Below are 13,957 nucleotides of genomic sequence, written 5' to 3' on the forward strand. Positions count from 1 at the left end.
TTAAAAGTCCTTGCACAGACGCAGCGAATCGTAGATGGCGGCGTGGATGTTGTGCATCGACACGCAGTCGCCCACGCGGTAGAGCAGGAAATTGCCGTTGCCTGTGGTTTGGCTCAAGCCCGGCTGGGGCAGGGCGTCGTACAGAGCTTCGATGTCGGTCTGGCCCTTGTTCATCGACAGGGGTTTCAGCTGCCAGTACAGGCCGTCATTCGGCAGAATGCCGTTTTCGACGACCACCTGGTCGACGGCGCGCTCTTCCAACGCCTCGGTGTACTCGTTCTTTAGCACGGCGATCAGCTTGTCGCCTTCCCGGTAGACCTTTTCCAGCCAATGGTTGGGGGTCTGGATCACGCCGTTGGCGTAGAGCTGGCGGTAGAAGATGGGGAAGGTGGTGCCGCCCACGTCGTCGGCCACTTTCACGTCGGGGGTGACGATCTCCACCAGCTTGCCGCGTGCGGCGATGAAGTCGGCCACGCCGGTGCCCGCATGGGTGCTGATGCTGTCGTAGACCAGCACGTTCTCACCGGGAGCCACGGCACCCGACAGGATGTCCCAGCCGCTGACGCACAGGCCTTCGGCGGCACCCCAGGCGGGGGTTTGGCCGGTGTGGGGCACGCCGCCGGTGGCCAGCACCACGATGTCGGGCTTCTCCGCCAGGATCATCTCCTGGGTAGCGGCCACGCCGAGGCGGCGGTCTACGCCCAGGCGCACGGTTTCCATGTCAAACCAGCGGATGATGCCGGCCATTTGTTCGCGCTTGGGTGGCTTGGCGGCCAGATTGACCTGCCCACCGACCAGCGTGTTCTTCTCGAACATCACCACGTCGTGGCCACGCTCGCGGGCCACGCGGGCCGCCTCCAGCCCGGCCGGGCCTGCGCCCACCACCACCACCTTGCGGCGTACGCCCGTGGTCTTTTCGATCACGTGGGGCATGGTTTCTTCGCGGCTGGTGGCGGCGTTCTGGATGCACAGCACGTCCAGGCCGTTGTACTGGCGGTCGATGCAGTAGTTGGCACCGACGCATTGCTTGATCTGGTCTTCCTTGCCGTCGCGGATCTTGATGACCATGTGCGGGTCGGCAATCTGTGCGCGGGTCATACCCACCATGTCCACCATGCCGGTGGCCAGGATACGCTCGGCCTGCGATGCGTCGCGGATGCTTTGGGCGTGCATGACCGGCACTTTGCTGACGGATTTGATACCGGCGGCCAGGTGCACAAACGGCTCGGGCGGCAGCGCCATCGGCGGCATGCAGTTGACCAGGGTGTTGTGGGTGTCGGCACCGGAGCCGACCACGCTCAAGAAGTCGATCAGGCCGCTCTCGCTCATGGCCTGGGCGATTTCCTTGGCCATTTCGTGGCTGATGCCGTCTTCGTGGAATTCATCGCCGCACATGCGCAGGCCTACGCAGAAATCTGCGCCCACTTGTTCGCGCACGGCGTGCAGCACTTCCATGCCGAAGCGCAGGCGGTTTTCCAGGCTGCCGCCGTATTCGTCGGTGCGGTGGTTCACGCGGGGACTCCAGAACTGATCGATAAGTTGCTGGTGCGCAGCCGAGATTTCGATGCCGTCCAGGCCGGCGTCCTTGACGCGCTTGGCAGCGCGGCCATAGTCGGCGGCGATGCGGCGGATTTCTTCGATCTCAATCGTTTTGGCATTGCCACGGTGCACCGGCTCGCGGATACCGGATGGGCTGACCAGGTGCGGCCAGTCAAAACCGTGCCAGGCATTGCGCCGCCCCATGTGGGTAGCCTGGATCATCAGCTTGGCACCGTGCTTGTGCATGGTCTCGGCCAGCGTGGCCAGCGGCTCGATGACCTTGTTGGTGGCCAGATTGATGGAGCTCCACCACGACCAGGGGCTGTCGCGCGACACCGGGCTGGAGCCGCCGCAGATGGCCAGGCCCACGCCGCCCTTGGCTTTTTCTTCGTAGTAACGGATGTAGCGTTCGGTGGGGTTGCCACCCTCGGCATACACCTCGGCGTGCGCGGTACTGACGATGCGGTTGCGCAACAGCACCTGGTTCAGGCGGATGGGCTCAAACAAATGCGGATAGCGCATGGCGGTGCTCTGGAAAAAAATTTAAAGGGGGCTGACGGTGAACACGCAGTGGGCGTGGCCCTCGGCGGCACATTGGGTCTCGGTGCTGGTGGTGCGTACCGCGGAGCCGCTGGTTTCCAGCACCCAGTCCATGGCACCCGAGAACCAGCCTGCGAACAGGTAGCAGACCTTGCTGCGGTCTACTGGTACACCGGCAATGCCCTGCGCCAGCACAAACACCGAATGGTCCAGTTGGATCTGCGCGTGGCCAGTGGTGGCATCGGCGCTGATGAACTTGAACAGACCCCAGCCGCGCTGCGACAGGCGTTTGAGGTAATGCTCGTACACCGCCATGCCGGTCAGGCCGTGGGTGGCAGACTCTTGCTGGCACCAGAAGTAGGCGGAGCGGTAACCGGCCTTGTACAGCGCCGGGGCATAGACCTCGCGGCCCACCACGGCTTCGGTTTCCACGTGGTTGTTGACGAAAAAGTGCCGGGGCACGTAGATCATCGGCAGTTTGTCGGTGGTCCACACGCCGGTGGTTTCGTTGACTTCGATGGGGAGTTGGGGTTGCATGAGAGTTCCTGGGTGAGCTTGGGCGGCTATGCCTGGGTGGGGCCTGCGCCGCCGGGCACAAGCCTATGTTGTGTTTACGCCAACCAACCGGCGACGCGCGCCGGGTTGTCGGCAATCCATTTTTCGGCTGCGGCTTCGGGCTTGGCACCGCCTTCGACGGCCAACATCACGGCACCGATTTCTTCGGGTTTCCACGACAGCTTCTTGAGGAAAGCCACCACGCTGGGGGCCTTGGTGTGCAGGCCGGGGTTGATGACGCTGTCTACGTGTTCTTCGGCACCGTAGACGTTCTTGGGGTCGGCCAGGAAGCGCAGCTTGTACTTGGCAAACATCCAGTGCGGAATCCAGCCGGTGACGGCAATCGCCTTGTTGGCGCGGTAGGCACGGTCCAGTTCGGCCGCCATGGCCGGGCCCGAGCTGGGCTGCAGGCGCATTTCCAGGCCGTAGACCTTGATGGCTTCTTCGGTCTTTTTCATCACACCGGCACCGGCATCGATACCGACGATGCGGTCGCCAAAATCGGCCTTGTAGTTGTTCAGGTCGGCCAGGCTGGTGGCCTTGACGTAGTCGGGCACGATCAGGCCGATCTTGGCACCGGGGTAGTTGGCACCCAGAATCTCAACCTTGTCTTTGAAGTTGGCCAAGTAAGCCTCGTGCGTCACGGGCAGCCAGGCCGACAAGGTGGTGTCCAGGTCGCCGCGGGCCACGGCCTGCCACATGATGCCGGCCGCCAGCGGCTTGAGCTCCACGGGGTAGCCCAGCTTGCTGCGGATGATGACAGCAGCCAGGTTGGTGGTGGCCACGCTGTCCGACCAGCCGTCGACAAAGCCGATTTTGATGGTCGGTTTGGTCTGGGCGAATGCGCTGCCGGACATAGCCAACGCGGACAGGCCCAAAGTCTGTGTGATGAACTCACGGCGTTTGCGAGGGGAGAACGAAACGGTCATAGCAGCTAACTCTTGGTTGTGGAATGGGAATGCGAGGGGCTGGGGAAGTCTATGGAGGGGTGCCTCAGGTACCCCAGACCTGGTCGAAGAACTTCATCCAGTTGGCACCCAGCACCTTGGTGATGCGGGCATCGGACCAGCCGGATTGCTGCATCGTGGCCGTGAGGTTAGGGAAATCGCCGATGGTGCGAATGCCTTCGGGATTGACCACCTTGCCGAAGGTGGTCAGGCGGCGCCAGCGGCCTTTGTCATGGGTCAGCATCTCGAAGAACTCGTGGCCGTGGCCTTGGGTGAAGTCAGAGCCCAGGCCTACGCAGTCTTCGCCCACGATGTTGATGACGTAGTCGATGGCCTCGACGTAGTCGTGCACGGTGGAGTCATTGCCGCGCTTGAGGAAGGGCGAGAACATGGTCACGCCGATGAAACCACCGTGGTCGGCGATGAACTTCAGCTCGGCGTCGCTCTTGTTGCGCGGGTGGTCTTTCAGGCCCAGAGGCAGGCAGTGGGTGTAGGCCACGGGCTTGGTGGAAGCCAGGATGGCTTCTTCAGAGGTCTTGCTGCCTACGTGCGATAGGTCAACCATGATGCCAACGCGGTTCATCTCTGCGATGACCTCGCGGCCAAAGCCGGACAGCCCGCCATCGCGCTCGTAGCAGCCGGTGCCCATGAGGTTTTGCGTGTTGTAGCACAGCTGGACCACGCGCACACCCATGTCGTGGAAGGCTTCGATGTAGCCCAGATTGTCTTCAAAGGCATGGGCGTTCTGGAAGCCCAGGACGATGCCGGTCTTGCCATCGGCCTTGGCCTGCTTGATGTCCGCCGTGTTGCGGGCAAGGGTGACGAGGTCGCTGTTGTCGCGGATCAGCTGTTTGAGCGTGGCGATGTTGTCGACCGTTTTCGGGAAGTCGTCCCACACGGAGACGGTGCAGTTGGCTGCGGCCAAACCGCCCTTTTTCATGTCTTCAAATACGCTGCGGTCCAGCTTGGCAATGATGAGGCCGTCGATGACGATGGAGTCTTGGTGAAGTGTGCTCATGGCGTTACTCCTTTAAGCGTAGAGAGGGAAACGGGCGGTGAGGGCTTTGACGCGGGCGTAGACCGAGGCTTCCAGGGCGGCATCGCCGTCTGGCTTGGTTTTGAGGCTGTTGAACACTTCCAGCATCAGGCGGCCGACTTCTTCAAACTCGGCCACGCCAAAGCCGCGGGTGGTGCCTGCTGCCGTGCCGACGCGGATGCCCGAGGTGACGGTGGGCTTCTCGTCGTCAAACGGTATGCCGTTCTTGTTGCAGGTGATGCCGGCACGCTCCAACGCCACTTCGGTGGTGTTGCCTTTCAGGCCCAGCGGGCGCAGATCGACCAGCAGCAAGTGGTTATCGGTGCCACCGGTCACCAGGTCCAGGCCACCGGCCTTGAGCACTGCACCCAGGGCTTTGGCATTGGCCACCACCTGCTGGGTGTAGGCCTTGAAGCTGGGTTGCAGGGCTTCGCCAAAGGCCACAGCCTTGGCAGCGATGACGTGCATCAGCGGGCCGCCTTGCGAACCGGGGAACACGGCGGAGTTGATCTTCTTGGCCAAGGCTTCGTCGTTGGTCAAAATCACGCCGCCACGGGGGCCGCGCAGGGTCTTGTGGGTGGTGGAAGTGGTCACATGGGCATGCGGCACCGGGCTGGGGTACACGCCGGTGGCGACCAGACCGGCCACGTGGGCCATGTCCACCATCAGGTAGGCACCCACCTTGTCGGCGATGGCGCGAAAGCGCGCCCAGTCGATGGTGCGGGGGTAGGCCGAGAAGCCCGCAATGATCAGCTTGGGCTGGTGTTCCACGGCCAGGGCTTCGACTTCGTCGTAGTCGATCAGCGAGTCGGCGCGGCGCACGCCGTACTGCACGGCCTTGAACCACTTGCCCGACAGTGCCGGTTTGGCACCGTGCGTCAAATGGCCGCCCGCCGACAGCGACATGCCCAGCACGGTGTCGCCAGGCTGCACTAGTGCCAGCATCACGGCCGTGTTGGCCTGCGCACCGGAGTGCGGCTGCACGTTGGCGTATTCGCAGCCAAATAGCTTGCACAGGCGTTCGATGGCCAGGGCTTCGACCACATCCACATGCTCGCAGCCACCGTAGTAGCGCTTGCCGGGATAGCCTTCAGCGTACTTGTTGGTCAGCACCGAGCCCTGGGCTTCGAGCACGGCTTTGGAGACGATGTTTTCCGAGGCGATGAGTTCGATCTGTTCGCGCTGGCGTTGCAGTTCGTGGTCCATGGCGGCGTTGACGGCGGGGTCGGCCTGGGCCACACCCACGGAGAAGAAGCTTTCGGTTGTCATGGCAGAGTCCTAAACAGTTTCAAACAAGGGTGTAAACACAGGGTCGGCGCATTGCGCCGGGCTGGTGATGCACAGGCGGTAGGGCAGGGCGGTGCGTTCCAGCAGGCGCCAGGTGTAGTCGGCAAAGCTGCGGCGGAAGACCAGTACCACGCCCGCTTCGTCGGTACGGGCCACGGTGAGTCCGGTTTTGGACACCACGGTGCTGGCGCAGCGGCCTACGGCCAGGCTCTCGTAGTCGTACGGGCCCATCTGGCGCAGCAGCAGCATGTGGTCAGGGCCGCTCAGGCGCATGGCCGTCAGGCCGCCGCTGTTGTCCACCACCTGGGCAAACATGTCTTGCACGGCGGCGGTCAGTGCGGCCAGCAGGCTGTCGCGGGTAGAGCGCTTGCACACCAGCAGCCATTCGTCAGGCGATACCCACAGCACGACACCGGCGGTGGTTGTCAGCACGGTCATCGGCTGCGTCGGCAGGGCTTGGCCCAGCACATCGGCTACAGCCTGCATAAAGGACTCGTCGTCGGCCTTGCCGCGCAGCACGATGTAGCCCATATTGCCCAGTTCACTTACCACCACCCGGTTCTGGGCGGTGGGTGTAGCCACGCGGGCGGGCAGGTCAAAGGCGTGCAGGGGGGATTCCAGCATTGCGTTCAAATCTTTAGACATTTTGACGGTCACCTTTCACATCGACAAACACGCTGCCGCCCACCTTCACCGGAGTCACCTTGCCGTGGGCATGCACGTACAGGGTTTGCTCCTTGCGCTGCAGACCACCGGCCACCACCGCCATGGCGATGGAGCGGCCCAGGAACGCGCTGTGGTAGCTGGAAGTCACGTGGCCCAGCATCTTGTTGCTGGTGCCCACGGTGGCACTTTCCATGATTTGCGCGCCTTCGATCAGCACGGTGTTCGGGTCTTCTGGCAATAGACCAACCAGTTGCTTGCGGCCTTCACGGGCCGTGTCGCTGCGGGCCAGCGAGCGCTTGCCCAGGAAGCTGAATGGCTTCTTCATGCCCACGGCCCAGGCCATGTCCAGGTCCATCGGGCTCATGGAGCCATCGGTGTCCTGGCCGACGATGATGAAGCCCTTTTCGGCCCGCAGCACGTGCATGGTTTCGGTGCCGTAGGGCGTGATGTCGAACTCGGCCCCGGCGGCCATTACGGCCTCCCATAGGGCGTGACCGTAGCCGGATTCGACGTTTAATTCATACGACACTTCACCCGAGAAGCTGATGCGGAACACCCGGGTCGGCAGGCCTTGCACCGTGCCAGCGCGCCAGTCCATGAACTTGAAGTTCTCTGGCGACAGGTCAATGTCCGGGCACAGTTTGGCCAGCACAGCGCGGGCCTTGGGGCCGACCAGAGCTACGGTGGACCAATGGTCGGTCACCGAGGTCATCCACACCTTGAGTTCGGGCCACTCGGTCTGGTGCCAACGTTCCAGCCAGTTCAGCACCCGGGCGGCACCGCCGGTGGTGGTGGTCATGTAGAACTGCGTGGGGTGGATACAGGCAGTCACGCCGTCGTCCATCACCATGCCGTTTTCGTCCAGCATCAGGCCGTAGCGACACTTGCCCACGGCCAGTTGCGTCCAGGCATTGGCGTAGATGCGGTTCAGGAATTCGCGGGCATCCGGGCCGTCGATCTGGATCTTGCCAAGGGTGGACGCGTCCATCACGGCCACGCCGTTGCGGGCGGCCAGGCATTCGCGGTTCACGGCGGCGTGCAGGTCTTCGCCGGGCTTGGCAAAGTACCAGGGCCGCTGCCATTGGCCTACCGGCTCCAGGGCGGCGTTGCGCGCCACGTGGGAGGCGTGGATGGCGCTGTAGCGGTTCGGGTCAAACAGCTCTTCGGTCATGGTGCCCGCCAGTGCACCCAGGCTCACCGGGGTGTAGGCCGGGCGGTAGGTGGTGGTGCCCACCTGGTTCACCGGGCGCTTCAGGGCGCGGGCGGTGATGACGAAACCGTTCACGTTGGACAACTTGCCTTGGTCGGTGCCGAAGCCCAGAGCGGTGTAGCGCTTGACGTGCTCGATGGAGTGGTAGTTCTCGCGCACGGCCAGCTCAATATCGGCAGCGCTGACGTCGTTCTGGTAGTCCACGAAAGCTTTTGCACCGGCACCTTCTTGCTTGCCATCGGGCAGGCGGAACATGGGGCGGGCTGCCAGGCGCTTGGGCTGGATGCAGGTGGGTACCTGCAGCGATTCGCGCTTGCCGCAGGTGGCCAGCACCTGTTGCATGGCGTGCGTGGTTTGCGCCAGTGCGTCGGACAGTTCGAAAGCGCCGGTGACCGAGCCCACGCAGGCCACACCCTTGCGGCCGGTGCTTGGCACCACAAACGCGGCGACGGCCTCGTCCCAGGTGGGGCGGCTGCCGTCGTGGCAGAACAAATGCACGGTGGGCGACAGGCCGCCCGAGCTCAGCACTACGTCGCAGGCGATGTGCGTGCCGGTGCCAGCTACTTCGTCCTTGGTAGCGTGCAAGGGCACCAGGCGTACGCCCTTGACCTCGCTGCCGCCGGTGACTTCGGCGATGCCGTGGCCCGCCATCACTGTGTAGCTGCTATTGCGGGACACCGCGCCATGGCGCACATCGGCCACAGTGACGGTGGCACCGGCTTTGGCCAGCACTTCAGCGCAATCGTGGGCCAGGTCGCTGGTGCCGCAGATCACGATGCGCTGGCCGACCCGCACGCCGTAGCGCACCAGGAAGGTTTGGCCGGCAGACACGGTCATCACGCCGGGCAGGTCGTTGTTGCCAAACACCAGGGGGCGTTCGATGGCACCGGTGGCCAGCACCACGTGGTGGGCGCGGATCTTGTGCATGCGGTGGCGTGGCAGGTGGGCCTGGCGCTGCGCGGGGGCAATGTGGTCTTGCACCAGCTCCACGGCCTGCACCAGGTTTTGCTCGTACATGCCAAACGCAGTGGTGCGGGGCAGCACGGTCACGTGCGGCATCTCGGCCAGGGCGGCTTGCACCGAGCGGATGTAGGCATCGCTGTTGCGGCCATCGATGTGCGCGGTGGGGTCGGACAGCAACCAGCCACCCAGTTCGTTTTGCTCGTCTACCAGCAGGGTCTTGAGCCCGGCGCGCCCGGCTTGCAACGCGGCCAGCAGGCCGCAGGCACCGCCGCCCACCACCAGCACATCCACATGGTGGTGCAAGTGGTCGTATTTCTCGGGATCGGGCTCGGTGGGCGCATCGCCAAAACCGGCAAACTTGCGAATCACGGTTTCGTACAGCGGCCACAGTTTTTGCGGCCATTTGAAGGTCTTGCTGTAGAAGCCCGCAGGCATGAAGCGCGAGCCCTGGCCCAGCACGGATTTCAAATCGAAATCGAGGGATGGCCAGCCCGAGGTAGAGCGGGCGCTCAAACCGTCGTACATCTCGGCCTGCGTGGCTTTGACGTTGGGTGTGGTGAGTGCGCCCACGCCCATTTGTACCAGCGAATTGGGTTCTTCTGCACCCGCACCGATGATGCCGCGCGGACGGCCATATTTGAAACTGCGGGCCATGCGGCGTACGCCGTGGGCCAGCAAGGCCGAGGCCAGCGTGTCGCCGGGGTGGCCGGTGAATTCGCGGCCATCGAAAGTGAACTTCACCGTGCGCGTGGTGTCGATGCGCGCGGTGGTCTGGGGTACGCGGGTGCCGCTCATGCTTGCTGCTCCTTGGCGATGTCGGCTAAAAAGAGGGCCTTGCCTTCGGCCAGCGTCCAGCTCCCGGCAATTTCGTAGGTGGCGGTGTTGCGCTTTACGGCAAACACTTTGCGGCATGCCGCGGTGTGCTGCCATTGCTCCCAAAACCAGCCTTTGGTGTTGCGGCGCATGAAAACATAGTCGCCCCAGGTGGCATCGTCCACTTCTTCGGGCTTGGCAGGGCGGGGGATATAGGCTTCACCGGCGTTGCTGAACTCTTCTTCGTCCCGCATTTCGCCGCAGTGGGGGCAGTGCAATAAAAACATGGTGGTCTAGCTCAGTGGGCAACGCCAGCGGCGCCGTGTTCGTCGATGAGGTGGCCGGTATGGAAGCGATCCACCGAGAAGGCTTTGGACAGCGGGCCCGCTTCGCCCTTGGCCAGCATGTCGGCAAACACGTGGCCGGAACCCGGCGTGGCCTTGAAGCCGCCGGTACCCCAACCACAGTTGAAGAACAGGCCTTGCACAGAGGTTTTGGAGATGATCGGGCAGGCATCCGGGGTCACGTCCACAATGCCGCCCCACTGGCGATTCATGCGCACGCGCGAGAACTGGGGGAACAGCTCAATGATGGCGGCGGCGGTGTGCTCGATCACGTGCGGGCTGCCGCGTTGACCGTAGCCAAGGTAGCTGTCGATGCCCGCGCCAATCACCAGCTCGCCCTTGTCGGACTGGCTGAGGTAGCCGTGCACCGCGTTGGACATGATCACGGTGTCGATCACGCGCTGCATGGATTCGGACACAAAGGCCTGCAGCGGGTGGCTTTCCAGCGGCATGCGCAGCCCGGCCATCTTGGCCAGCACCGAGGAGTGGCCCGCGGCCACGCAACCTACGCGCTCGGTCTTGATGGCACCCAGGTTGGTTTGCAGGCCGCGGATCTGCCCGTTCTGGATATCCATGCCGGTGACTTCGCAACCCTCGATCAGGTCTACACCCAGGCGGCTGGCGGCGCGGGCAAAGCCCCGGGCCACGGCATCGTGGTGGGCCACACCGGCACGCGGCTGCCAGCTTGCACCCAGCACCGGGAAGCGGCGGCTGCGGCTGCAGTCGAGCTGGGGGATCTTTTCTTTGACTTCTTGCGCGTTCAGCACGTGGGCATCCACCCCTTGCAGGGCGTTGGCATTCACCCGGCGCTCGATGTCGCGCATGTCTTGCAGGGTGTGGCCCAGGTTGAACACGCCACGCTGGCTGAACATGACGTTGAAGTTCAGGTCTTCGGTCAGGCCTTCCCAGAGCTTCAGCGAATGCTCGTAAATCGCGGCGGACTCGTCCCACAGGTAGTTGGAGCGCACGATGGTGGTGTTGCGTGCGGTGTTACCGCCGCCCAGGTAGCCTTTTTCCAGCACCGCTATTCTGCCGATCCCGGGGTGGTTTTTGGCCAGGTAGTAGGCCGTGGCTAGGCCGTGCCCGCCGCCGCCAACGATGACCACGTCGTACGAAGGTTTCAAGGCCACCCGTTCCCAGGCAGGTTCCCAGGTTTGGTGGTTTTTAAAGCCGTGCTTGAGCAGGCTCCAGAGGGAGTAGTTTTGGCCGCGCATGTGGTTCTCGTGGGGGGTCCAAGGGGTCTGCAACACGATTTACGCTGCACTGGAGGGTCGCCCGAAGGTAGTTGACCAGTGCTCCGTATGTCTTGTGTGCATTGTTCGATGTCACCCGTGTGTCACCTTGCGCCTTGCAGACGCACACTTGTTCAAATTCGACATTCGGGCGAATTGCGTCGAATTTGTCTCTTTACATGCAGGCCCCGTCTGTGCCGATTGAGCCCTTAAAATCGCAGGATGAACACCGACACTGCCCCCATAAACCTGACGCATCACTTTTTGATCGCGATGCCCGGTCTGGAGGACGAAGCCTTCGCCAAAAGCGTGGTCTACCTGTGCGAGCACAGCCCGCGCGGTGCCATGGGCCTGGTGATCAATAAACCCAGTGATATCAGCTTGAAAAGCCTGTTTGACAAGGTCGATCTGCCGCTACGCCGCGCCGACTTGAGCGAGAGCCCGGTGTTCCAGGGCGGCCCGGTGCAAACCGAGCGCGGTTTTGTGCTGCACGAAGCCTTTATCAGCAGCGACATCGACCCCTCGGAATCCGTTTATGCCTCCACCATGGCCATTCCTGGCGGGCTGGAGATGACCACCTCCAAAGACGTGCTCGAAGCCCTGTCCACCGGGGCCGGGCCGCGCCGGGTGCTGGTGTCCCTGGGCTACTCTGCCTGGGGCGAGGGCCAACTGGAAGCCGAACTGGGCGAAAACAGCTGGCTGACGGTGGAAGCCGACCTGGGCGTGATCTTCGACACCCCGGTGGCCGAGCGCTACGACCAGGCTTTGCTGTTGTTGGGCCTCCAATCCTGGATGCTGTCCCCCGAAGCGGGCCACGCATGACGGAGCCGGTCGCCGTCCCCGCCAACCTGCAATCCTTCCTGGCCTTCGACTACGGCCAAAAGCGCACCGGCGTTGCCGTCGGTAACCGCCTGACCCGTACCGCCACGCCGCAGGGCACCATCGCCGCCGAGGGCGATGCCCGTTTCATCCCCATCGCCGCCCGCGTCAAGGAATGGCAGCCTGATGCCTTGGTGATCGGCGTGCCCTTCCACCCCGACGGCGCAGCCCACGACAACACCCGGCGCGCGCAAAAGTTTGCCCGCCAGTTGCGCGGACGCTTCAATCTGCCGGTTTTCGAGGTAGATGAGCGCTACAGCACCACAGAAGCGCTGGAGATGGGCGCAAAAGACGCAGATGCCGCTGCAGCCTGCATCATTCTGGAACAATTTTTGAGGAGTATCCCGTGAGCACACTCATGCTGAACGCCGAAGCGCTGTATTTAGAGTTATTAAAAGGTGTCAAAGCCTTGCTGAATGCCGACACCCGCCTGGTCGGCATTACCTCCGGCGGGGCCTGGCTGGCCGAACGCCTGCAGTCCGACCTGCAACTGCCCGGCAAACCCGGCGTGATCTCATCCGCCATGCACCGCGACGACTTCTCGCAGCGCGGCATGGTCTCGGGCAGCGGCGGGCAAACCGCGCTGGACTTCGACGTGAACGGGGCCGAGATCATCTTGCTGGACGACGTGCTCTACACCGGCCGTACCATCCGCGCTGTTGTCAACGAGCTGTTTGACTTTGGCCGCCCGTCGGCGGTGAAGCTGGCAGTGCTGGTCGACCGGGGCGGGCGCGAGCTGCCCATCCAACCCGACTTTGCCGCCGCCCGCGTAGCCCTGCCTGCCACCCAGCAGCTCGAACTGGCGCGCAGCGCCACCGGTGCCTTCAGTTTTAATGTGGAGGGCTAAATCTTGCTCTACAAACGCAACAACCCCCAACTCAACAAGCACGGCGAGCTGGTCCACCTGCTGTCTACCGAAGGCCTGCCGAAAGACATCCTGACGCAGATCCTGGACACCGCCGCCAACTTCGTCAGCGTGAACGACCGCGAGGTGAAAAAAGTGCCCTTGCTGCGCGGCAAGAGCGTGTTCAACCTGTTCTTCGAGAACTCCACCCGCACCCGCACCACCTTTGACATCGCCGCCAAGCGCCTCAGCGCCGACGTGATCAACCTCGACATTGCCCGCTCCAGCGCCGCCAAGGGCGAGTCGCTGCTAGACACCATCGCCAACCTCAGCGCCATGGCTGCCGACATCTTTGTGGTGCGGCACAGCGAATCCGGCGCGCCCTACCTGATCGCCCAGCACGTCGCGCCGCACGTCCACGTGGTGAATGCGGGCGATGGTCGCCACGCCCACCCGACCCAGGGCCTGCTGGACATGTACACCATCCGGCACTACAAAAAGGACTTCAGCAACCTCACCGTGGCCATCGTCGGCGACGTGCTGCACTCCCGCGTGGCCCGCTCCGACATCCATGCGCTGACGACGCTGGGCTGCGCCGAAGTGCGCGTGGTCGGCCCCAAAACCCTGGTGCCTGCCGACATGGCGCAGATGGGCGTGCGCGTCTGCCACACGCTCGAAGAAGGCATCAAGGACTGCGATGTGGTGATCATGCTGCGCTTGCAAAACGAGCGCATGAGCGGCGCCTTGTTGCCCAGCACCCACGAGTATTTCAAGAGCTTTGGCCTGACGCCCGAGAAGCTGCAGCTGGCCAAGCCGGATGCCATCGTGATGCACCCCGGCCCGATCAACCGCGGTGTCGAGATCGACTCGGCCGTGGTGGATGGCAAGCAGGCCGTGATCCTGCCGCAGGTGACCTTTGGCATTGCCGTGCGCATGGCGGTGATGAGCATCGTGGCGGGGAATGAGGCATGAGCGCGGTGGTGAGCTCTCCTTTCTGGAGCACCGGCATAGACCAGCTCCACGCCTATGTGCCGGGCGAGCAGCCGCAGACCGACGGCTGGGTCAAGCTCAATACCAACGAGTGTCCCTACCCACCGTCGCC

General features: G+C 63.4%; 13 protein-coding genes. 4 read left to right on the plus strand and 9 right to left on the minus strand.

All coding sequences use genetic code 11. The annotated features are described in order from the left end of the window. The 9 genes from Q0T48_RS12360 to Q0T48_RS12400 all read right to left on the minus strand — a co-directional run bounded on the left by Q0T48_RS12360 (position 1) and on the right by Q0T48_RS12400 (position 11,114). Positions 1-2,061, minus strand: coding sequence for an NADH:flavin oxidoreductase (locus Q0T48_RS12360; protein ID WP_295956762.1), 2,061 nt, complete (start codon positions 2,059-2,061; stop codon positions 1-3). Between the two features lie 21 nt (positions 2,062-2,082). Beyond that, entirely contained in the window at positions 2,083-2,616 is a 534-nt protein-coding gene (locus Q0T48_RS12365; protein WP_295956764.1) for a DUF5943 domain-containing protein, read from the minus strand. A gap of 74 nt (positions 2,617-2,690) precedes the next feature. Further along, entirely contained in the window at positions 2,691-3,563 is an 873-nt protein-coding gene (locus Q0T48_RS12370) for a glycine betaine ABC transporter substrate-binding protein (RefSeq protein ID WP_295956766.1), read from the minus strand. 64 nt (positions 3,564-3,627) lie between these two features. Next, on the minus strand, positions 3,628-4,599 hold the full coding sequence (locus tag Q0T48_RS12375) for a dipeptidase (protein WP_295956769.1): 972 nt from the start codon (positions 4,597-4,599) through the stop codon (positions 3,628-3,630). Positions 4,600-4,611: 12 nt separating this feature from the next. Then, entirely contained in the window at positions 4,612-5,886 is a 1,275-nt protein-coding gene (glyA, locus tag Q0T48_RS12380; protein ID WP_295956772.1) for a serine hydroxymethyltransferase, read from the minus strand. A 9-nt stretch (positions 5,887-5,895) separates the two neighbouring features. After that, positions 5,896-6,528, minus strand: a complete 633-nt coding sequence (locus tag Q0T48_RS12385; protein WP_295956774.1) for a sarcosine oxidase subunit gamma family protein — start codon at positions 6,526-6,528, stop codon at positions 5,896-5,898. Positions 6,529-6,541: 13 nt separating this feature from the next. Then, positions 6,542-9,538, minus strand: a complete 2,997-nt coding sequence (locus tag Q0T48_RS12390) for a sarcosine oxidase subunit alpha family protein (RefSeq protein WP_295956776.1) — start codon at positions 9,536-9,538, stop codon at positions 6,542-6,544. Beyond that, complete coding sequence (locus Q0T48_RS12395; protein WP_295956778.1) at positions 9,535-9,843, minus strand: sarcosine oxidase subunit delta; 309 nt, start codon at positions 9,841-9,843, stop codon at positions 9,535-9,537. The genes Q0T48_RS12390 and Q0T48_RS12395 overlap by 4 nt, the downstream gene beginning before the upstream one ends. An 11-nt stretch (positions 9,844-9,854) precedes the next feature. Beyond that, positions 9,855-11,114, minus strand: a complete 1,260-nt coding sequence (locus tag Q0T48_RS12400) for a sarcosine oxidase subunit beta family protein (protein WP_295956779.1) — start codon at positions 11,112-11,114, stop codon at positions 9,855-9,857. Between the two features lie 240 nt (positions 11,115-11,354). Here Q0T48_RS12400 and Q0T48_RS12405 point away from each other — a divergent pair, with 240 nt between their 5' ends. The 4 genes from Q0T48_RS12405 to Q0T48_RS12420 are packed head-to-tail and all read left to right on the plus strand — an operon-like array spanning position 11,355 to position 13,827. Beyond that, a complete protein-coding gene (locus Q0T48_RS12405; protein ID WP_295956781.1) occupies positions 11,355-11,954 on the plus strand; it encodes a YqgE/AlgH family protein in 600 nt (199 codons plus the stop codon). Further along, positions 11,951-12,361, plus strand: coding sequence for a Holliday junction resolvase RuvX (gene ruvX, locus Q0T48_RS12410; RefSeq protein WP_295956783.1), 411 nt, complete (start codon positions 11,951-11,953; stop codon positions 12,359-12,361). The genes Q0T48_RS12405 and ruvX overlap by 4 nt, the downstream gene beginning before the upstream one ends. Before the next feature lie 8 nt (positions 12,362-12,369). After that, complete coding sequence (gene pyrR, locus Q0T48_RS12415) at positions 12,370-12,858, plus strand: bifunctional pyr operon transcriptional regulator/uracil phosphoribosyltransferase PyrR (RefSeq protein WP_295956793.1); 489 nt, start codon at positions 12,370-12,372, stop codon at positions 12,856-12,858. 3 nt (positions 12,859-12,861) lie between these two features. Beyond that, entirely contained in the window at positions 12,862-13,827 is a 966-nt protein-coding gene (locus tag Q0T48_RS12420; protein WP_295956785.1) for an aspartate carbamoyltransferase catalytic subunit, read from the plus strand. Positions 13,828-13,957 lie beyond the last annotated feature (130 nt).

It is taken from the genome of Rhodoferax sp. (assembly GCF_025354435.1).
Lineage (GTDB): Bacteria > Pseudomonadota > Gammaproteobacteria > Burkholderiales > Burkholderiaceae_C > Rhodoferax_B.